Source organism: Pseudomonas sp. S4_EA_1b (assembly GCF_016307435.1).
GTDB lineage: Bacteria > Pseudomonadota > Gammaproteobacteria > Pseudomonadales > Pseudomonadaceae > Aquipseudomonas > Aquipseudomonas rhodesiae.
Window position 1 is genome coordinate 123,058 of the sequence record NZ_JAEILC010000001.1, and the last position, 20,413, is coordinate 143,470.

At 61.5% G+C, this 20,413-nt stretch carries 22 protein-coding genes; 11 read left to right on the forward strand and 11 right to left on the reverse strand.

The annotated features are described in order from the left end of the window. Positions 1–131 precede the first annotated feature (131 nt). Positions 132–1,007 carry an AraC family transcriptional regulator gene (locus YA0848_RS00560; RefSeq protein WP_169903794.1) on the forward strand — a complete coding sequence of 292 codons (876 nt, stop codon included), beginning with the start codon at positions 132–134 and terminating at the stop codon, positions 1,005–1,007. Here the strand turns inward: YA0848_RS00560 and YA0848_RS00565 are convergent. The 8 genes from YA0848_RS00565 to YA0848_RS00600 form a co-directional block, all read right to left on the reverse strand. Beyond that, complete coding sequence (locus tag YA0848_RS00565) at positions 1,004–3,505, reverse strand: LuxR C-terminal-related transcriptional regulator (RefSeq protein ID WP_169903795.1); 2,502 nt, start codon at positions 3,503–3,505, stop codon at positions 1,004–1,006. The two genes, YA0848_RS00560 and YA0848_RS00565, sit on opposite strands and share 4 nt — an antisense overlap. A gap of 154 nt (positions 3,506–3,659) precedes the next feature. Continuing rightward, positions 3,660–5,018 (reverse strand): DUF1329 domain-containing protein, encoded by a 1,359-nt coding sequence (locus tag YA0848_RS00570; RefSeq protein WP_034100521.1) that lies wholly within the window; start codon positions 5,016–5,018, stop codon positions 3,660–3,662. 26 nt (positions 5,019–5,044) lie between these two features. Beyond that, positions 5,045–6,835, reverse strand: coding sequence for a DUF1302 domain-containing protein (locus tag YA0848_RS00575; RefSeq protein ID WP_416146528.1), 1,791 nt, complete (start codon positions 6,833–6,835; stop codon positions 5,045–5,047). 481 nt (positions 6,836–7,316) lie between these two features. Next, the gene (locus YA0848_RS00580) at positions 7,317–8,228 is read right to left on the reverse strand and encodes an SDR family oxidoreductase (RefSeq protein ID WP_034100526.1); all 912 of its coding nucleotides are present in this window, start codon (positions 8,226–8,228) and stop codon (positions 7,317–7,319) included. 117 nt (positions 8,229–8,345) lie between these two features. Further along, positions 8,346–9,248, reverse strand: coding sequence for an alpha/beta fold hydrolase (locus YA0848_RS00585; protein WP_169903796.1), 903 nt, complete (start codon positions 9,246–9,248; stop codon positions 8,346–8,348). After that, a complete protein-coding gene (locus YA0848_RS00590) occupies positions 9,248–10,030 on the reverse strand; it encodes a class II aldolase/adducin family protein (protein ID WP_034100531.1) in 783 nt (260 codons plus the stop codon). The genes YA0848_RS00585 and YA0848_RS00590 overlap by 1 nt, the downstream gene beginning before the upstream one ends. 151 nt (positions 10,031–10,181) lie before the next feature. Beyond that, positions 10,182–10,868, reverse strand: coding sequence for an LrgB family protein (locus YA0848_RS00595; RefSeq protein ID WP_040269416.1), 687 nt, complete (start codon positions 10,866–10,868; stop codon positions 10,182–10,184). Then, positions 10,858–11,244 (reverse strand): CidA/LrgA family protein, encoded by a 387-nt coding sequence (locus tag YA0848_RS00600; protein ID WP_034100536.1) that lies wholly within the window; start codon positions 11,242–11,244, stop codon positions 10,858–10,860. Before YA0848_RS00600 ends, YA0848_RS00595 begins: the two co-directional genes overlap by 11 nt. 97 nt (positions 11,245–11,341) lie before the next feature. Between YA0848_RS00600 and YA0848_RS00605 the strand changes: the two genes are divergently transcribed. Then, positions 11,342–12,238, forward strand: a complete 897-nt coding sequence (locus YA0848_RS00605) for a LysR family transcriptional regulator (protein WP_034115059.1) — start codon at positions 11,342–11,344, stop codon at positions 12,236–12,238. Here the strand turns inward: YA0848_RS00605 and YA0848_RS00610 are convergent. Continuing rightward, positions 12,219–12,674, reverse strand: a complete 456-nt coding sequence (locus YA0848_RS00610) for a flavodoxin (protein ID WP_034100540.1) — start codon at positions 12,672–12,674, stop codon at positions 12,219–12,221. The two genes, YA0848_RS00605 and YA0848_RS00610, sit on opposite strands and share 20 nt — an antisense overlap. A 129-nt stretch (positions 12,675–12,803) precedes the next feature. On the opposite strand from YA0848_RS00610, the gene YA0848_RS00615 reads away from it, so the two are divergent. Together YA0848_RS00615 and YA0848_RS00620 are read left to right on the forward strand one after the other, a co-directional pair. Continuing rightward, a complete protein-coding gene (locus YA0848_RS00615; protein ID WP_034100542.1) occupies positions 12,804–13,271 on the forward strand; it encodes a PAS domain S-box protein in 468 nt (155 codons plus the stop codon). 58 nt (positions 13,272–13,329) lie between these two features. Further along, a complete protein-coding gene (locus YA0848_RS00620; RefSeq protein ID WP_034100543.1) occupies positions 13,330–13,935 on the forward strand; it encodes a hypothetical protein in 606 nt (201 codons plus the stop codon). A gap of 2 nt (positions 13,936–13,937) precedes the next feature. On the opposite strand, the gene YA0848_RS00625 is transcribed toward YA0848_RS00620, so the two are convergent. Then, positions 13,938–14,897, reverse strand: coding sequence for a MerR family transcriptional regulator (locus tag YA0848_RS00625; protein WP_047882916.1), 960 nt, complete (start codon positions 14,895–14,897; stop codon positions 13,938–13,940). A gap of 213 nt (positions 14,898–15,110) precedes the next feature. Here YA0848_RS00625 and YA0848_RS00630 point away from each other — a divergent pair, with 213 nt between their 5' ends. From YA0848_RS00630 to YA0848_RS00655, 6 genes are all read left to right on the forward strand, one after another. Then, the gene (locus tag YA0848_RS00630) at positions 15,111–15,671 is read left to right on the forward strand and encodes an antibiotic biosynthesis monooxygenase (RefSeq protein WP_034139260.1); all 561 of its coding nucleotides are present in this window, start codon (positions 15,111–15,113) and stop codon (positions 15,669–15,671) included. 57 nt (positions 15,672–15,728) lie between these two features. Then, positions 15,729–16,439, forward strand: a complete 711-nt coding sequence (gene folM, locus YA0848_RS00635) for a dihydromonapterin reductase (RefSeq protein WP_169903797.1) — start codon at positions 15,729–15,731, stop codon at positions 16,437–16,439. Positions 16,440–16,458: 19 nt separating this feature from the next. Further along, complete coding sequence (folE, locus tag YA0848_RS00640) at positions 16,459–17,019, forward strand: GTP cyclohydrolase I FolE (RefSeq protein ID WP_034100547.1); 561 nt, start codon at positions 16,459–16,461, stop codon at positions 17,017–17,019. A 2-nt stretch (positions 17,020–17,021) separates the two neighbouring features. Beyond that, the gene (gene folX, locus YA0848_RS00645; protein WP_034100548.1) at positions 17,022–17,393 is read left to right on the forward strand and encodes a dihydroneopterin triphosphate 2'-epimerase; all 372 of its coding nucleotides are present in this window, start codon (positions 17,022–17,024) and stop codon (positions 17,391–17,393) included. Between the two features lie 85 nt (positions 17,394–17,478). Beyond that, the gene (locus tag YA0848_RS00650) at positions 17,479–17,775 is read left to right on the forward strand and encodes a DUF1244 domain-containing protein (protein WP_034100549.1); all 297 of its coding nucleotides are present in this window, start codon (positions 17,479–17,481) and stop codon (positions 17,773–17,775) included. Next, positions 17,768–18,109: a HopJ type III effector protein gene (locus tag YA0848_RS00655; protein ID WP_034100550.1), complete on the forward strand. Its 342-nt coding sequence runs from the start codon at positions 17,768–17,770 to the stop codon at positions 18,107–18,109. Before YA0848_RS00650 ends, YA0848_RS00655 begins: the two co-directional genes overlap by 8 nt. A gap of 230 nt (positions 18,110–18,339) precedes the next feature. Here YA0848_RS00655 and trxB read toward each other — a convergent pair whose 3' ends face one another. After that, positions 18,340–19,302, reverse strand: a complete 963-nt coding sequence (gene trxB, locus YA0848_RS00660; RefSeq protein WP_034100551.1) for a thioredoxin-disulfide reductase — start codon at positions 19,300–19,302, stop codon at positions 18,340–18,342. Positions 19,303–19,595: 293 nt separating this feature from the next. On the opposite strand from trxB, the gene cysZ reads away from it, so the two are divergent. Further along, positions 19,596–20,381: a sulfate transporter CysZ gene (gene cysZ / locus YA0848_RS00665; protein ID WP_034115065.1), complete on the forward strand. Its 786-nt coding sequence runs from the start codon at positions 19,596–19,598 to the stop codon at positions 20,379–20,381. Positions 20,382–20,413: the final 32 nt, after the last annotated feature.

A 20,413-nucleotide genomic window follows, 5' to 3' on the forward strand; every position in this document is an offset into this window, starting at 1 on the left:
TCCATCGATTGAGCCTCAGTGTCGCCCCCAAGCCGCGCCCGGCTCTTGCACATTCTTGCGCTTTTGTCGGGCGCGCAGCGCACAGCGCCGGCAGTGCGGAGTAGGATGCAAGGCGTCGGAGAGTACACGCCATGTCAGAACTGGAATCCCTGCAAGTCTTCCAAGCCCTCAACCGCTCGCCCCACGCCCGCCTGGAAGCCTGCGCCGAGCTGGGTGACGGCCTCGCCGCGGCGCTGTGGAGCAATCATCATGACTCCCAGGACTACCAAGCGCCGGGGCATCACACCCTGTCGTGCTATGTGGGTGGCGGCACCGGTACGTTTCGGCGCGACCGGCCCGATACCAAGGGCGGCCCCGACAAGCTGTGCATCCTGCCTGCCGAGCATCAGTCCGGGTGGGTGATCAACGGCGAAATCCGCCTGGCCCATGTGTACTTCAGCCAGGAACAATTTGCCCTCGGTTGCGTGACCCTGCTCGACCGCGAACCACGCACTGTGCAGTTGCACGAGAGCACGTTTCTGGAAGACCCCAGGCAAGCCCAACGCTTTCACCAGTTGATCGCCCTGAACTGGCAGGAACCCGCCGAGCGTTTGCTGACCAGCAGCCTGGCCCACGAACTGCTCAACCACACTTTGCTCAGCCAGGTCGGCCTGCGCGACGGGTTGCGTTTGAAGGGCGGACTGGCGCCGCACCAACGCCGGTTGTTGGTGGACTACATCGATTACCACTTGGAGGCTCCGCTCAGCCTCGGCCAATTGGCCGGGTTGTGCGCGTTGTCGGAATACCACTTTGCGCGGATGTTCCGTCAAAGCTTCGGCCTGCCGCCCCATCAATACCTGCTGGCGCGCCGCCTGGCTCGTGCGCAGAGTCTGTTGCGGGGCGGCACCCTGCCCCTTGGCGAGATTGCGCTGATATGCGGCTTCTCCAGCGCCAGCCATTTCACTCACCGCTTCCGCCAGGCCATGGGCGCCACGCCTGGGGAATATCGCCAGGCGTTCTGCGTTTAGGTCATCAAGCCCAACGTCTTGGCTTTGGCCACCGCTTGGGTGCGCCGCTCCACGCCGAGCTTGCTGTGGATGCGCCGTGCATGGGTCTTGACGGTGTGCAGGGAGATAAACAATCGGTCGGCGATTTCCAGGTTGGAGTTGCCCAGGGCAATCAATTGCAGCACTTCCAACTCGCGCTGACTGAGTGGGTTTTCCACCGTGCCCGGGCTTGAGGCCTGGGGCTCCATCCCCAGTTCGCTCAACAGCCCCGGCGAGCGCAGACGCAATTCGCGAATCGCTTGCTGCACCTGGCAGCGCGCAGCCAATTCAAGCCCGGCGTGCAATGAACGACGCGCCAGGCCGGCATCGCCCAGTTGCCAAGCCACTTCGCCCAGCACCAGATGCAATTCGGTTTCCAGACAGAGCATGCCGCGCTGGTGGGTTGCGTCCAGCAGCGCTTGCAGGCGTGCCAGCGGCTGTTCGGCGCAACCCAGTTTTACCTCGGCCAGCACCAATAAGTATTCGAGGCGCGGGATCAACTCCAGGGTGGCCGGCGGCGCTTGTTTGGCCAGCGGCCCACGGAAGTGGCGCAGCACGCGGCGCAGCGCTTCCACGGTCAACTCGGCGCGGCCCTGCTGCAACCAGAAATGCCCGCTGACCAGCAGCAACACTGCGCGGTACACGGTGTCCGGCACCTGGCGTTGCTGCATCAGCCGTTCGGCCTCGCGCAGTTGAATGAATGCCTGGGCGTAATCGCCTCGGTTGGCCGCCAGCAGCGCCAGGCCAAGAAACCCGTAGAGCACGCGTTTGTCCTGGCTGTGCAGGCACAGGGGCAAGCCACTCTCAAAACACTCCGCGGCCAAGGCATCCTGCCCCTGGCGCAACGCCAGGTGCCCGCGGCGCAAGGCGATACGCCCGAGCAACGGTCCGGCCTTGAGCCGCTGCTTGAGCAACATCGTCTGCATATGCTCCAGCAGGCTCTGTGCCCGATGCGGCGCGCCGCGCTGTTCCAGTAACTGCGCGTGATCCAGCTCCAACAACGCTTCCAACAGCAATGAGCCATGGGCGCGCGCCAGGCACAGGGCTTCGCGGTTGAGGGTTTGTGCCACGTCCAATTCACCGCGCAGCAAGGCTTGCTGAGTGAGTCCCGACAGGCACATCAACCGCGAGGTCCAGGCGCTGTCGGGCAAGGCTTGCAAGGCCTCGATAAAGTGCGCGCGCGAACCCTCGGCGTCGCCGTCCAAATGCAGCAACCACCCCCACTGTGCCTGCCAGCGCGCCAGCAAGTGGCGCTGTTGCGCCGCCGTCGGTTGCGGGGCGAAACGCGCAAGTTGGTCGATGCACACCGCCGCCTGCTCGAAGCGCCCGGCAAACAGCAGCGCCGCCGTGACCAGCCCCACCAACTGCGCTGAACCGAGCATCAGTTCGTCGCCATGCTCCTCGTGCAGGCGCAACAGCAACACCGCGTTCTGCTGACGGAACAGGTCTTCGAAACTGAAATGCTGCAACAGGCTTACCGCCACTTCGTATTCTTCGGCCAGCAGCGCCTGTTCGAAGGCGGCCTGCCAGTCCTGCTCGGCGGTGAACCATTGGCAGGCGCGACGGTGCCAGGAGCGCTTGGTCGGCCAGGGCTCGTCGCGTATCAAGCGTGCCAGTGGTGGGAACACCTGCAACCAATCACTGCTTTCCCACGCTTGGATAAACGCGCCGAGGGCCTGTAGGTCACGCAGGTACTGATCACCGTCGCCCGCGCCGAACAGGTGCTCGCACAGTCCGGTGTTGAAACGCGGCAGGTGGGCCAGCACGCGCCACGCGTCGGCCAGTTCGGGGGGCAACGTGCTGAACAGTTCGTGTTGCAGGTAATCGAGTAGGGTCTTGTCGGGATGACCGTCGCCCAGCAACGCGATGCGCACACCGGCGCACCAGCCGGCGCTGAATTGCAGTACGCCCTCGACGGACTGCCCCGGCGCATGGCTGAGCAGCGCCTGGATCTCTGCGGCGCTGAAGGCCAGCTCCGCGCCGCATTCCAGCAGTTCGTCGTCCAGCAGCAGCCGCGGCCAATTGCACGCCGGCCGCCGCCGCGCGCCTAGCCACCAGGTCAGCGCCGGGCTGCTGGCGGTGAACAGGCGGTCGAGCAAGGCATCGGTTGCGGGGGCGGGCAAGCGGCAAAAGTCATCGAGGAACAACCACGCCGGCGCCTGCCAGCGACCCAGGTCCTGTAGCAACGTGGCTTCATCGGTAAAGGGCAACCCCAGGTTATGCGCCAAGCGCTGGCAGAGATCGAGGGGGTCGAGCGCCACGCCATTGAGCGGCAACCAGTACACCTGACAGCCTTCGGGCGCCTGCAATGCGCACTCGGCGAGCAGCGCGCTCTTGCCACTGCCGCCGGGGGCGCACACCAACTTTACCCGCGCGGCAGACGCCAGCAACGGCTCAGCCAGTCGCGGGCGCAGCAGATGATGGGCGGACAGCCGAGGCATGAATCCAGGACGGTCCAGGCAGCGAGTCATGGCGGTCATTGCTGCATCCTGCGTTTTTATTGTTATGCAACCTGACGCGTACCCTAGACCCGTGGCGGGCGATTGTTGAAGAAGTATTCAGCGGGGTGATTGAAGGCCATGCATAAAACCCAAGGTGGGAGGGGACTAGCCTCCTCCCACCTTTGCTCCGGGATCAGCGCACGCCTTCGGCTCGCAACGCCGCCGGGGTGTAGTCCGCCGCCTTGGCCGCGAACCCGAACACGAAGCTGCTCTTCTCCTCGTTCTTCATCCCCAGCGCGATATAACGCCCGGCGATCAAGTCATACAGGGTCTCGACGGTATACGCCGGCACCTGATGGTCGTAGTAGAACTGCGAATGACCTTCGGCAACCCGCCACAGTTGGCCACGGCCGTCATAGTGATCCACCAGCGCGACTTGCCAGCTGTCTTCATCGATGTACATGTGACGCTTGGCATAGATGTGGCGCTCGCTCGGCTTGACCGTGCCGACCACTTCCCATACGCGGTGCAGCTCGTAGCGGGTCAGGTCCTGGTTGATGTGGCCGGCCTTGATGATGTCGTCGTACTTGAGCGACGGCGAGTCGAGCTTGTAGCTGTTGTAGGGGATGTACATCTCTTTTTTGCCCACCAGCTTCCAGTCATAGCGGTCGGGCGCGCCGGAGAACATGTCGAAGTTGTCGGTGGTGCGCAGGCCGTCGGACGCGGTGCCCGGCCCGTCATAGGACACTTGCGGCGCCCGCCGCACGCGGCGTTGACCGGCGTTGTAGATCCACGCCAGGCGCGGCTCTTTCACCTGGTCGAGGGTTTCGTGCACCAGCAGCACGTTACCCGCCAGGCGCGCCGGCGCGGTCACCGATTGCTTGAAGTAACTCAACACGTTGGCCGCCTTGGCCGGGTCGATATCCGGGATGGCCTGTGGCACCGCCACTTCTTCCTCGAAGCGGATCGGCGTGTAGCTGCCATTGGTCTGTGGGGTGGCCTGGGTGATGATGCGACGCAGGTTGCCGCCGTGATAACGGGTGATGTGGTTCCACAGCACTTCCACGCCATTCTTGGGAATCGGGAACGCGTAGTAACGATTGCCGGTGAAGTTCTCCAGGCCGTTACCGTCGTTGATCGCCTTTACGTTCAGCGCGCTGCGTTTGATTGATTCATAGATATCAGGCGGCAGGTTCACCGTGCGGTGGCTGGGGTAGACCGGAATCTTGTAGGTCTCGGGGTAGCGCTTGAACATCGCCACTTGGCCGTCGGACAGTTTGTCCTTGTACTTGTCCACCGTAGCGGCGGTGATCACAAACAGCGGTTTTTCATTGGCGAACGGGTCAGCCAGAAAGCCTTTGCTGTCCACCGCGCCGGCATTTTTGGGGATGCCACCGGTCCAGGCCGGGATCGAACCGTCGGCATTACCAGCCTTCTCCGCGCCCACCGGAGTGAGGGTGGTGCCAAGCTTGGCGGCTTCCTCCGGGGAAACCGCGGCCCATACGTTGGCGGCCAACAAGCTGAGGGCCAACACTGCAATTGTCTTACGCATACGTTCTTGTCCTTCTCTAAGCCAAATCAGAAGTTCACGCCGAAGCTGAGGGCGAGGAAGTCACGGTCGGTCAGGGTGTTGTAGTCGCCGCCGAAGAAGTCGGTGTAGCTGAGGCTGGCGGTGTAGGTGCTGCGGTAGTCGGCATCGACGCCCACGCTGATGGCCTTGGCGCCTTTGTTGAAGAGGCCGTTGGGGCCGTAGCCGGCAACGTCATGGGACCAGGACAGGTTGGGTTTGAGGTTCACCCCGGCAATCGCGTTGTTGTAGTCCAGGATCGCCCGCGCGCGGTAACCCCAGGACGTCGAGGTGACGAAACCGTCGGTGTCGCCCTGGAATCCGTAAGCGCCATACACCGAGTCGCGGCCGTAACGCAGTTTGGATTTGTCTTCCAGGCCCGCCACATGCACCACGGCCGCTTCGCCCACCACCGTCAGACGCTCAGCGCCCAACACCTGGTCGAAGAACTGGGTCATGGAGCTCTGGATCTGGGTGATTTCCTTGCGGCGGTAGCCGGTGTTGTCATCCCCGAAGTTGCTGCGAATCGGCGAGGCCGCCTGGCCGGCGACCGGGTTGATCAAGGCCAGGGTCAGGTCGGTGGTGTTCAGTTGCACCGGCGCATTTGGCCGGTAGCTGATCTCCCCGGTCCAGGCCGTGCCGGTGGGCAACGTGGTGGAGAAACTGGCGCCGAACAGTCGGATATCTTCCGGATAATCGAGGTAGTACTGGCCACGCCCGAGCATCAGGCTTTGCACCAGGCCCGCACCGGACCCAGGTGCCAGGCCATTGGCCGCGCCGGCGATGGCGCCGAGGGTGGCCAGGCTGGTGTTGTTGGTGATGGTGCCCACGGTCGGGGTACGGCTGTGGTAGTTCATGAAGTACAGGCCGTACTCGGTGTCGTCGCCCAACCAGCGCAACGCGGCGCCGAACTGGCCGGAATCCCGCGCATCGCGGTCGCCGGCACGCCGTACGATCACCCCTTCATTGGCCACACTAAAACCCTGGCCGAACGCCGCCGCTACCGGTTGCAAAGGGCGGATGGCCGGGTTGCCGACGGTGTAGTTATTGGTGCAACCGTCCGCCGCCACATCGCCACCGAAGAACGTGCCGCAGTTGTCCAACACGGTCTGGTCCCATTCCAGCTGATAGAAACCTTCCACGGTCAGCTGGTTGGTCAGGCTCTGGGACGCAAACAGCATGTTCACCGGGATCAGGCCTTCCTTGATCTCGGCGCCCGGCCGACGAAACGCCGACACGTCGATCGGGTTGATGCTGTTGATGGAGTTACCGATGAAGGTGCTTTCGCCCCAACTGACCACCTGCTTACCGGCGCGCACGGTGCCCGGCAGGTCGCCCAGGGAATAGTTGTGGTAGACGAACGCATCGAGGATCTCTGCGCCGCTGGATTTGGCGCCTTCCTTGCGGTTGTGGTCGCTGATGGGCTTGAACTCGCGGTTTTCGTCCTTGAGTTCGAAGTCGTACCAGTATTTGCCGCGCACGAACACGCCGGTATCGCCGTACTTCAGCTCCAGGTCGTGCAAGCCTTTAAAGATTTTGGAGAAGGTCTCGCCCTTCTTGAAGTTGAGGCGTCCGTCATCCCCCGTGGAAGCCTGGCCCGTGCCGCCGTTGACGGTGCCCACGAGCTTCTTGTCGGCATCGCGCATGCCCCAACTCGAACCGACCGACAGCGACGAATCGAATTGCCCTTCGATCTCGCCAATGTTGAACGAAACAGCCTGCGCCTGAGCACAGCAACCCAACGCAACCGCAGCAGCCAGCGCCTGTGGCGTGAAGATGGCGCGCATTGTTGTTTTTGTCATGCGTCTTCCCCGGTGAGTGACAGAAGGCCCCACCCTACTGCCGCGCATCAGGAGCGATAAGCGCACCAAGGAGGGATTCGTGTTGTCGCTCGAAAGGATTACAGGCCGCTCTGGCTGGGTGCGGGCGCGGGTATGCGCCGGGTGGATGGCGCACTATCAGAAGCATGGATGGCGAACTTAAGACTGTTGCCGGATACGTAACAGTCCTTGTCCTGAACCGCTATTACTCATCTTGTTACAAACCGCTATTCTGACCGGGCTTTCAGGGCAAACCGCCCGCTTCCAGGTTTGGAAGACAAGCTCAAGTTCAATAGATTGATGCCTTCTTTCAATCTGTTACCGGTGTTCACTGACGTTGATTTGTTGCTCCTTGATCAAACGTCTTACTTCGGCCGCTGCCTGTGCAGCGGCCTTTTTTATGCGCGAAACAAAACGGGGCGCCATCAGCGCCCCGTGGGATTCAAGCATGTTCAGGCAATGATCACAGGCTGTATTTCTGCAAGTTGGCCATCATCTCCTTCAACGCTTCGATATTGTCCTTGGGGTGCGCGGCGCCTTCGAAGTCGCAGATCTGCGCCCAATGGGCGGCCACGTCGTCCGGGGAGAACCCGGCTTCGGGGTCGAAGCCCACGCCCAGGCTGCGCTCCCAGCGGGTCTTGCCGATCCAGCCGCCGCCCACTTCGAACAGCCCCGAGGTTTCCTGGCAGGCCTCACTGCCCAAGTACACCACCAGCGGGCTGACCAGCTCCGGCTTGAGGCGTTCGAACACCTGCGGCGGAATCAGGCCTTCGGTCATGCGCGTGGCGCCGGTCGGGGCGATGGCGTTGACCAGGATGTTGTTCTTGCGGCCTTCCAGCGCCAGGGTGCGGGTCAGGCCGTACAGGCCGAGCTTGGCCATGCCGTAGTTGGACTGGCCGAAGTTGCCGTAGATGCCCGAGGTGGACGCGGTGAAGATCACCCGGCCATAACCTTGCTCGCGCAGATGGGGCCAGGCGGCGCGGGTGACTTTGTAGGCGCCTTCGACATGCACCCGGTAAACCAGGTCCCAGTCGCTGTCGTCCATTTTATGAAAGGTCTTGTCCCGCAGAATGCCGGCGTTGTTGACCACCACGTCGATACGGCCAAACGCATCGAGAGCGTTCTGCACGATCTTGTCACCGTCGGTGACAGAGTCATGGTTGGCCTCGGCGATACCGCCCGCCGCACGAATCTCCGCCACCACACGGTCAGCCGCCGACGCACTGGCGCCCTCGCCCTGGGTCGAACCGCCAAGATCGTTGACCAGCACCTTGGCGCCATGCCGGGCGAACAACAGCGCATGGGCCCGGCCCAAGCCGCCGCCGGCACCGGTGACGATCACGACCTTATCCTGAAACTGCACTGACTCACTCATACCGAACTCCAATGGCGACAATGGGAATGGCTGGAGTGTCAGGCACAGGGCCTTTGGTCACAATAAATACGGTCGCGGCTGAATGGTGCGCGATAAGGCTGAGGGATATTGCGTGCCTCAGGAATAGGCCACCTGCGACGCGGGCCGCCCGACCCGATCACGAAATGCCAGGTAGTGCTTGAGCACCTGCACCGGCGCCTCGACCTGTGGGTAATGGCCGATATTGGCCAGCAGCACCGTGTCGGCATTCGGTATCAACTGCTGGTAACGCTCCACCATGTGGGCACCGGAAATCGGGTCGATCTCGCCGTCGATCACCCGCAACGGCACGCCTCCCCGTTGCATGGCCTGCACCCAACGCTCGCGCAGGCGCCGACGTTGGGGGATGTAAGCGATCAATTTGTGCAGGATGCGCGGGCCATCGTTGCAACTGATCAGGCTCCAGTAATCATCCAGGGCACTTTCGCTGGGGCGGGTGGAGGGGCCGAAAATCTGGCTGAAGCTTTTCGACAGGGCATTGCGCCCGAAGGCCCGCCCGATCATCCAGCCCAATGGGCTGAGAAGGAGTTTCTGCACCAGCGCCGGGCGATGGGTTTCCGGAAACAGCCCACCGTTGAGAAACACCCCGCTGGCCATCCGGAAGCGGCCTTCATAGTGCCGCGCCAGCAGTTCCTGGGCGACGCTGTCGCCATAGTCGTGGGCCAACACATGCACCGGTTGACCCACACGCAGGTGGTCGAGCAGGGCCTGCTGCAAATCCGCCTGTTCCAGCAGGCAGTAGCCATGGTCCATGGGCTTGTCCGAATCGCCGAAACCGAGCATGTCGCAGGCGATCACCAGGTAGCGCTGGGCCAGGGCTTGCCACAGGTAATGCCAGTCCCAACTGGCCGTGGGAAAACCGTGGATCAGCAACAGCGGCTCGCCCTGCCCCGCTACCCAGTAGCGGATGGTACGGCCATGAAAGTCGAAATCCTGGCCACGCTTGCGCCAGGCTCGAAGCGGGATCTCGGCGATTGGCATCAGGTTTTATACCCAGGGTTTTGATGGTCCAGCTTACGCAACAACGCCGGCCAGGCCAGCGCGCCGCCCATGCCTTGAGCGCTCTTGGTGACGGCCGCGCTCATGGCCTTCGCTCCCGCGAGAATCTGCGGCTCGATGCCAATCAGCTCGGCGCCGCCGGTTTGCGCCAGTACTTGGATTTCGCAGGCGCGCTGGAAGATAAACATCATTAGGAACGTGTCGGCGATGCTGGCGCCACAGGTCAGCAGGCCATGGTTGTGCAACATCAGAAATTGACTGTCGCCCAGATCGGCTTGCAGGCGGGCCTTTTCCTCGTGGTTCAGCGCCACCCCTTCGTAAGCGTGATAGGCCAGGCTGGAGAGCACGAAGATCGATTGCTGACTGATGGGCAATACGCCCTGTTTCTGCGCAGCCACGGCGACACCGGCGGCGGTGTGGGTGTGCAGCACGCAGGTCACATCGTGGCGCACTTCATGGATGGCGCTGTGGATGGTGTAGCCGGCCGGGTTGATGTCATAGGGGCTGTCCATGCGCTTGTTGCCGGCCTGGTCGACCTTGACCAGGCTCGACGCGGTAATCTCGTGGAACATCAGGCCGTAGGGGTTGATCAGGAAATCGTCGGTGCTCGGCACTTTGGCCGAGATATGGGTGAAGATCAGATCGTCCCAACCATGCATCGCCACCAGGCGATAGCACGCGGCAAGGTCGACACGCGTTTGCCACTCGGCAGCGCTGACCTGGGCCTGGACATTGTGTGGCGATACAACCGGGGCTAGGCTCACGGTGATGACCTCCTTGGCGCACGTTCTTATTGTTTTTTTTAAGGGATGGGCCAGTCTAGTCAGGCGGCTTGGCTGGCGGAGTCGCCTTGGCAGCCAGCTTGATGACTGTGCGAGTCAGCTTTGAGAATAGTTGAAATTCGTACAGGCGCCGTCAGAGAAGCGCCGCCAATAAAGGCGCGGCAAACAGGTTGAGCAGGCCGGTCAGAACCATTACCAGGCCAGCCACCGAGCCTTCTTCGCCACCCACCTCATGGGCGCGGCTCACACCCGCACCATGGGCGCCTACCCCGAACAGCGCGCCACGCGCCAACGGCGTGCGCAACGGCAGCCATTTGAGCAACACGCCGCCGAGCATGGCGCCGATCACCCCGGTGAACATCACGAATACAGCCGTGAGTTCCGGCACCCCGCCCAGGTCGGATGACACCGGCATCGCGAACGGCGTAGTGATCGAGCGCGGCACCAGCGACAACGCCACCGAGCTGTCTAACGCAAGCGCTTTGGCCAGGCCAAACGAGGTGGCGATGGAGGCTGCGCTGCCCGCCACCATCCCCAGCAACAACGCCGACCAGTGGCGCGCCAACAAACGGCGCTGCTGCCATATAGGCACCGCGAACGCCACGGTGACCGGGCCTAGCACCCCAATCAACCAGTGGGTGTCGGTGGCGTATTCGGCATAGGCGGTATGCATCGGCACCGCCACCGCCAGCAGCAACACCGGCACCAGGACCAACGGCGACAACAGATAACGCCCGGTGCGTCGATACAACCAACGGCTGAAGACATAGGCGCCGAGGGTCAGCGCAAGCCAGAACACCGGCATCAGTTCAAGCTTCATGGCGCAACCTCCAGCGGCACACCAGCTCCACGGTAAACGCCGTGACCAGCATCACCGCCAAGGTGCTGCAACCGATCACCAGCAGGATGCGCCAGCCTTCGTTGCGTACCAGGCCGCCGTAGTCCAACAGGCTCATCAATGCAGGAATAAAGAACAGCAGCATTTCCGCCATTAACACACCGGCGCCCAATTGCAGCGTGGCCGGTTGCACCAAGCCACTGGCGAAGGCCACCAGCAACAAGCCCAGGCCCACCACGCCGCCGGGAATCGGCCAGGCCAGCCAGGCGGCCAATTGGCATCCCAGCAGGTAGATAGCCAGCAGCACCACCAGTTCGGTCAACAGGCGGCCAAGGGGTTTAAAGGTAAGACGATTCATGGTTGGGGTCCTCGCAGGGCTTCTATTTTAAAGAGGCCATGCCTATCCCCGAAGCGAATTGTTAGACTGCCAGCCATTCCAGTCTGGAATCGGACCCATGGAATTCAAACAGCTGCGCAGTTTTGTCGAAGTGGTTCATCGCGGTGGGTTTACCCAGGCCGGTAAAACCCTGCACATCAGCCAATCGGCGGTCAGTAAGCAGGTCGCACAATTGGAATACAGCCTCGGCACGCCGCTGCTGGAGCGCACCGGTTCGCACATTCGGTTGACCGCCGCCGGCCGCGTCGTGTTGCAACGCGCCGAAGCCATGCTGCGCTTGCAAAGCGAACTGCAGAGCGAACTGGACGACATGCAACAGCTCACCCGTGGCGAGTTACGCCTGGGCCTGCCGCAGCTAGGCGGCGATACCTTGTTCGCCGAGCTATTTGCCGAATACCGCCGACGCTACCCCAACGTGACCATCCAATTGCTGGAAGGCGGCACGCGCAGCATCGAACAGGCGATTCTCAACGGCGAATTGGAAGTGGGCGGCAGCCTGATGCCCAGCGATCCGGCGTTTGCCTGGCAGGCGTTCTGCGATGAACCGCTGGACGCGTTGCTGCCCGTGGATCACCCCTTGGCGCAACAACCACAAGTACGCCTGGAGGCGCTGGCCGACACACCGTTCCTGATGTATCAGCGCAGCTTCGTGTTGAATGATCGGCTGCTGCAAGCCTGCCAAAGCTTGGGCTTTACCCCCAAGGAAGCCGGGCGCAGCGGCCAGGCGGATTTCCTTGCGGCCCTGGTGGCGGCCGGCCAGGGCGTGGTGCTGCTACCCAGCGTGGTCGCCCGTGGGCTGGTGCGTCCGGGGGTGGTGCGCGTGCCCCTGCAAGCGCCGGATTATCTGCGCTGGGACATTGCTTTTATCTGGCGCGAAGGCGCTTATTTGTCGAAAGCCGCCCAAGCCTGGCTGGCGCTGTTGCGTGAGTACCCACTCAACCGCGCAGTGCCGTGATCAACTCGCCCAGCCACGGTTCGGCGTCGGTTTCCGGGGTCACGCTTTCGCTGGCATCCAGGCGCAGCATCGGCAGCACTTCGCGCACGCCCAGCTCGCCGAACAGCTCGCGCATCTGCTCGCCACCGGCACAGAAGGTATCGCCGTAGCTGGCGTCGCCCAAAGCGATTACCGCGCCAGGCAAACCGCGCAAGGCAGCGGGTAGTTGATCGCGAAGTGTCGAGTACAGAGGCTGGAGGTTGTCGGGCAATTCACCCATGCCGGTGGTGGACGTCACGGCCACGAGCGCCTGGGGGGCATACGCCTGCACGTCCGCCAGGGTGGCGCGAGGATCGTGCCAGGCCTCGAAGCCCGCGGCTTTGAGGATGCCGACAGCGTGGCGGGCCACTTCTTCTGCGGTGCCGTACACCGAGCCGGAAAGGATGGCGACTTTCATCAATCTGATCCTGTAGTTGAGCGAAAGCCTGGGATATTAACAGCTGGCGCAAAAATTTCGCGGTGCCCAGTGCAAGATTCAGCACTTGCCATAAACTGCACATTCCACCGACATGCCATGGACCGCTCAATGATTAATGCCAAGCTGATGCAACTGGTCATCAATGCGTCGAACGACGGTATCGTCGTCGCCGAACGCGAAGGCAAAGACAAACCGCTGATTTACGTCAACCCGGCATTCGAACGGCTGACCGGTTACACCTTGGATGAAATCCTCTATCAGGACTGCCGCTTCCTGCAATCGGGCGATCGCGACCAACCCGCGCTGATGGCCATTCGCGACATACTGGAAAGCGGCGGCGCCTGCCGAGAAATCCTGCGTAATTACCGCAAGGACGGCAGTCATTTCTGGAATGAGCTGTCGCTGTCGACGGTTTATAACGAGGCCGACAAGCAGACGTATTTTGTCGGTGTGCAAAAGGATGTTACCCAGCAGGTCAAGGCCCAACAGCGCGTGGCCCAGTTGGAAGCCGAACTGGCCCAGGTCAAGGCCGAGCTTGCTGCCCTTCGCGCGACCAGCGGAACAAACAAAATTTAGAAAACAGGGTCACTAAAGGGGATAATGGCGCTTTAGCACCTCCTACCGAGCAACGGCGATGCCACGCAACGCACTTCTGACCCAGGATGAACTGGACTTCATTCAGAACATGCAGCACAACCCGCAACTCAACCTGCGGGATTCTTCGTCGAGCCTGACCGTCAACGGCGGCGCGCAGATTCGCGATCTACTCACCCGCCTCGCGGCTCATGACCATGTGACCATCCAGGCGCAGTTCGACAACCAGCAACTGACCTTCCCTTTGCAGTTGGTAGAGGACGAGTTCAATGCGGTGCATCTGCGGCTAGGCGTGCCGAGTATTTTCGAAGACGGGCCCATGATTCGCCCGTGGCGGCTGGCACTGGAAACGCCGGTGGCATTGGAGAATATCCGGGGCATCCCTGGCGCCCTGTGGGTGCATGAGGTGTCATTCAAAGGCGTGCTGGTGGAAATCCGCGGGCGCTTCAAGCCGCCGAAAACCTTCGCGTTGTGGTTCAGCCCTTCCGGCTACGAGCGCATCGCCCTGCGCGGCACGCTGCAACGGGAAACCGCGCGGGGCCTGTTCGCCTATCGCATTAGCCAGAGCAACGTGGACGAAACCGAACGCCTGCGCCACTTCATCCTGCACCAGCACCGCTTGGCTCACCCGCACGTGCATGCCTGAAATCAGGTATCGAGGCTGCCGCTGAGAAACTGCTGCAAACGGCGCTGCATCACCGGCCCGTCATTGCCCAAGCAGCCGATGGAAGAACCCGCCAGGTCGTTTTCGGCCAGGTCTGAAGCATCCCCGGCGATAAATAGCGGGCAATCCAGGGTTTGCGCCAGGCGGTTCAACCGCGCAGCCAGGTCGTGGTTATGGGCATGATTGGAGAAGATCACCAGCGCCTGGGGCTGGATCTTCTGGCAGACCAGCGTCAACTCGTCGAAAGGCTGGCCCATCCCGAGCACCCTCACGGCTAGGCCGTCGCGCGCCATCAGCAAGCCCGCCACCAGCAATTCCAACTTACGGCATTCGCCCGGCAGAGCCGCCAGTAAAACTCGACGCGGTGCTGCGGCGCTTGCCAGTTGCAGACGCTGCGATACTTGCATGCGCAGGAAGGCGTCGAAGAACAACCATTCACTGGCCTGGCCGAAGCGTCCTTGATGGCGCAGCAGCTCATTCCATAACGGCATCAGGACGTCTTGGAATGCGACGCTGACGGGGTAGGTGGCAAGCACCTGGCCGTACAGGCTCTCCAGTTGGCGGTCATCGAAACCACTGATGGCCTGTCTCAGCCGTGCCTGTAACTGCAGCCATTCATTCTCCTGCGGCGCAACCCCTTCGGCGCGGACCGCTGCAGCCTGGCGAGCATCCCGGGCGAGAATCTTGCCCACTTTACTGACCGCCACGCCACGCTCGATCCAACTGAGGATGCGATTGACCGTCTCAATATCGTGCCGGGAGTACAACCGATGCCCGCTTTCAGTGCGCATCGGTTGGATCAGACCATAGCGTCGCTCCCATGCACGCAGGGTGACGGGGTTGATGCCTGTCATTCTGGACACTTCGCGGATCGGAAACAGCTCTTGAGAATCCGTCGAGTCTGAATGCGAAATACTATCAACGGGGGCAATGATCAAAGGCATTTAAGACCAAGAACCAACGGTAAACGGGGCCTCATTTAACGCCTTTAAAGCTGTCTATTTCAAGACCTGTGCTTTTCAGACCAATGTCGCTGGTGTATTGGCTGAATTCAGGAATAATCCTTGCCTGTTTTTTCCACGTCGCTGCATTACCCCGCAGCCTCGTCTGTGTGCCACCTACCCGGTCAAGCGCACCTGTCTATTTGGAGATACACAATGTCTACCTCTCCCGTCACCCTGATGGTCGCCCGCCGTGTGGCTAAGGGACGCTACGAAGAACTGATGGCCTGGCTGCGCGAAGGCGAGCAACTGGCCACTGACTTCCCCGGTTACCTGGGTTCGGGCGTACTCGCGCCACCGCCCAACGACGATGAGTTCCAGATCATTTTCCGGTTTGCCGATGAACAGACCCTGCACGCCTGGGAGTTTTCGGCGTCGCGCAGTGCCTGGCTGAGCCGTGGCAGCGACTTGTTTGCCGACCCGTCCGAGCACCGTGTGCGTGGCATCGACGGTTGGTTCGGCGCAGTGGGTGCGCGTCCACCGCGCTGGAAGCAGGCCGTGGCGATCTGGCTGGCCTTTTTCCCGGTGTCGCTGCTGTTCAACTTTGTGTTGGGGCCGCTGCTCAACGGGCTGGAGCTGGTGCCTCGGGTGCTGGTCAGTACCCTGGCGCTGACGCCACTGATGGTTTACCTGTTCATCCCGCTGTCGACCCACCTGCTGGCGAACTGGCTGCACCCCACCCCGCCACCGCGCAAGGCCACCGAAGCGGCGGCGTGAGTACAGAGGCGGCGTGTCGCTGGTATGATTCGAGCCTGCCAGCGACGCGAGCCTCCCATGACTGCAACGAACGCCCCGATCCTGATCACCGGCGCCGGCCAGCGTGTCGGCCTGCATTGCGCCCATCGCCTGCTGGACGAGGGTCAACCGGTTATTTTCAGTTACCGCAGCGAACGCCCCGGCGTGCAGGCCTTGCGCGAACGCGGCGCGATCGACATCTTCGCTGACTTCTCCAGCGAGGCCGGGGTGCTGGCGTTTATCGCGCAAGTGCACACCCGCACTCAAAGCCTGCGCGCGATCATTCATAACGCCTCGGCCTGGATCGCGGAAACCCCGGGTGACGAAAGCCGCGCGTTTATCGACATGTTCAATGTGCACATGCTTGCGCCGTACCTGATCAACCTGCATTGTTCACCTTTGCTGCAACGCTCTTCACCCGCCGATATCGTGCATATCAGCGATGACGTGGTGCGCAAGGGCAGCCGCCAGCACATCGCCTATTGCGCCACCAAGGCCGGGCTCGACAGCCTGACCCTGTCGTTCGCCGCGCAGTTCGCGCCGCGGATCAAGGTCAACGGCATTGCGCCGGCCATGGTGATGTTCAACGAGGGTGATGACGCGGCCTATCGCGCCAAAGTCCTGGCCAAATCGGCACTGGGCATCGAGCCCGGCCCCGACGTGATCTACCAGAGCGTGCGTTACCTGTTGGATAACCCTTATGTCACCGGTACCACCCTGACCGTCAATGGCGGGCGGCATATCAAGTAAGCCGTTTTGAGGATGTTGTATGACCTTTTCCCTGCCCCACCATTACCGCGAGATCCTCATGGGCCTGGGCGAAGACCCGGAACGCGAAGGCTTGCTCGATACCCCCAAGCGCGCCGCCAAAGCCATGCAATACCTGTGTCATGGCTACGAGCAGAACCTGGAAGAGATCGTCAATGGCGCGCTGTTCGCCTCCGACAATGACGAGATGGTGATCCTCAAGGACATCGAGCTGTATTCGCTGTGCGAGCACCACCTGCTGCCCTTTATCGGCAAAGCCCATGTGGCGTATATCCCGACCGGCCGCGTGCTGGGCCTGTCGAAGCTGGCGCGCATCGTCGACATGTTCGCCCGACGCCTGCAGATCCAGGAAAACCTCACGCGGCAAATCGCCGATGCGATCCAGGAGGTCACCCAGGCCGCTGGCGTGGCCGTGGTGATCGAGGCCCAGCACATGTGCATGATGATGCGCGGCGTGGAGAAACAGAATTCAACCATGAACACCTCGGTGATGCTCGGCGCGTTTCGCGAGTCGAACACCACGCGCATGGAGTTCCTGCAACTGATTGGACGGAGCAAGTAGCAATGCCACAACTTCAACCAGGCATGGCGCGCATCCGGGTCAAGGACCTGTGCCTGCGTACCTATATCGGCATCAATGAGGACGAAATCCTCAATAAGCAGGACGTGCTGATCAACCTGACCATCCTGTATGCCGCCCAGGAAGCCGTGCGCGACAACGACATCGACCACGCGCTGAACTACCGCACTATCACCAAGGCCATCATTGCCCATGTGGAGGGCAACCGCTTTGCCCTGCTGGAGCGCCTGACCCAGGAGCTGTTGGACCTGGTGATGAGCAACGCATCGGTGCTGTATGCCGAAGTCGAAGTGGACAAGCCCCACGCGCTGCGGTTTGCCGAGTCGGTGTCGATAACGTTAGCTGCAAGCCGCTAGCTACAAGCTGCAAGCTATTGGCCAACCCCATTCCAACTTGCAGCTTGAAGCTCATCCGCTTGAAGCTGCCTCGAAGAGCCCCACGATGAACGATCAACAACGCCTCGAACTCGAAGCCGCCGCCTTCCGCCGACTGGTAGCGCATCTGGACAGCCGCAAGGACGTGCAGAATATCGACCTGATGAACCTCGCCGGCTTTTGCCGTAATTGCCTGTCCAAGTGGTACAAGGCCGAGGCCGATGAGCGCCAGATCGAGCTGAGCCTCGATGACGCCCGTGAAGTGGTGTACGGCATGCCGTACGCCGAGTGGAAAGCCCAATACCAGAAAGAAGCCAGCGCCGAGCAACAGGCCGCGTTCGCCCAAGGAAAATCCCATGACTGATCTGAACAATCTGCGCGCCAGCCTTAACAGTGGCGAGCACGCTTTTGCCGATACCCTGGCGTTTGTCGCGGCCGGTTACGATTACCAGCCCCAAGCGTTCACCAATGGCAACGTGGAAAACGCCGCTTTGCAGAACGAAGGTTCGTGCAAGACCCTGGGATTGGCCCTGCTGGAAGGCTTGAGCGATCAGGAAGCGCTGCTGGCGTTTGGGGAGCACTACCGTGCGGTGGTGGCCACGCCGGAGGGCAGTGACCATGGCAATATTCGCGCGTTGATGGCCCATGGGTTGGCCGGGGTGAGATTTGCGGCACAGCCCCTGACGCGCAAGTCCTGAGTCAGATGCAGGTAATAGGCTTGCCCAGATAGTGTCGGGTCAGCCAACTATTCAACAGCGGGTACATCTGCATCGGGGGCAAGCCCCCTCCCACAATTTTAATCGGGTCCATGCCTCCACAATGCGACAAGCTGAAGGCAAGCGCAGATTCAGTGTGGGAGGGGGCTTGCCCCCGATAGCTGTGTCCAAAAAAAAACCGGCCTCGCAGCCGGTTTTTTTATATGGGCACTTTAGAACGCAGCGTCCTTCAAACCGTCGAGGTAACGCTCGGCATCCAGGGCCGCCATGCAACCGGCGCCGGCCGAGGTAATCGCCTGACGGTATACGTGGTCAGCCACGTCACCGGCGGCGAAGATACCTTCGATGTTGGTGGCGGTGGCGTTGCCTTCACGGCCGCCCTGTACCACCAGGTAACCGTCTTTGGCTTCCAATACGCCTTCGAACAGCGAAGTGTTCGGGGTGTGGCCGATGGCGATGAACACACCGTCGACTTTCAGCTCGTCGAAGCTGCCGTCGTTGTTTTTCAGGCGAGCACCGGTCACGCCCATATTGTCGCCCAGGACTTCGTCCAGGGTGGCGTTGAGCTTGAGGATGATTTTGCCTTCGGCGACGCGGGCGTGCAGCTTGTCGATCAGGATCTTTTCGGCACGGAAGGTCTCACGGCGGTGGATCAGGGTCACGGTGCTGGCGATGTTGGCCAGGTACAGCGCCTCTTCCACGGCAGTGTTGCCGCCACCAACCACGGCGACCGGCTTGTTACGGTAGAAGAAACCGTCGCAGGTGGCGCAGGCGGACACGCCCTTGCCCATAAACGCTTCTTCCGACGGCAGGCCCAGGTAACGAGCGCTGGCACCGGTGGCGATGATCAGGGCATCACAGGTGTACACGCCGCTGTCGCCGGTCAGGCTGTAAGGCTTCTTCGAGAAATCGACCTGGTTGATGTGGTCGAAAACAATTTCGGTCTCAAAGCGCTCGGCGTGTTCTTTCATACGCTCCATCAGCGCCGGGCCGGTCAGGCCGTGGACGTCGCCCGGCCAGTTGTCGACTTCGGTGGTGGTGGTCAGTTGACCGCCCGCCTGCATGCCGGTGATCAGCAGCGGCTTGAGGTTGGCGCGGGCCGCATAGACGGCAGCGCTGTAACCGGCAGGGCCGGAACCGAGAATAATCACTCGCGAATGACGGGTATCAGACATGACTCGCTCCTATCGACCGCCCGAACCACAAGACGGCTGGAATAAAAAAGGACCGCGAAGCACTTGGGGAAGGCTTGAACTCGCAGATCCTGAAAAATAATGGGTGCAGCGTATAGAGGGGGGCAAGATTAAGGAAATACGGATTAACAATCCAGCTCATAGGCGGTCTCTATGCAGTCGGCGCCCTTGATCGACGCGTTTGTTACCTTTGATGTCGTCGCGCTGACCACGCTTTCGCCCTGAAGACAAAGCCGGTAAGGTCGGCGCGTTCGTCATTCTGCTCGGAGTTCGTCATGCCCGCCCCTGTTCTTTCCGGCCCACAATACCTGCGCGAGGGCCTCAAACTGGTGTTGAGCCCCGGCCTGCGTTTGTTTGTGCTGCTGCCGCTGGCGATCAACCTGATCTTGTTCGTCGGCCTGATCTATTTTGCCGGCCATCAGTTCAGCCTGTGGGTCGATCACTTGATGCCGACCCTGCCCAGTTGGCTGAGTTTTCTCAATTATCTGCTGTGGCCACTGTTTGTGGTGCTGGTGGTGCTGATGGTGTTTTTCACCTTCACTATGCTCGCCAACATCATCGCGGCGCCGTTCAATGGCTTCCTGGCGGAGAAGGTCGAAGTGGTGGTGCGGGGCACCGATGACTTCCCACCCTTCAGTTGGGGCGAACTGATCGCCATGGTTCCCCGCACCCTGGCCCGGGAAATGCGCAAGCTGGGTTACTTCCTGCCACGGGCCATCGGCCTGTTTATCCTGTCGTTCATTCCGGTGGTCAACCTGGTCGCCGCACCACTGTGGCTGCTGTTCGGTGTTTGGATGATGGCGATCCAGTACATCGACTACCCGGCGGACAACCACAAACTGGGCTGGAACGAAATGCTCGCCTGGCTGCGCCAGAAACGCTGGCAGAGCATGAGCTTCGGCGGCGTCGTCTATCTGGTGCTATTGGTGCCGGTGGTCAACCTGTTGATGATGCCGGCGGCGGTGGCCGGCGCGACGCTGTTCTGGGTGCGTGAACAAGGGGCCGAGGCCATGGCGCAGCAACACAAAGCGACACCCGTCATAAATCCATCATCCCGATGACACATTGACGACATGGCCCACAGTGAGACTGT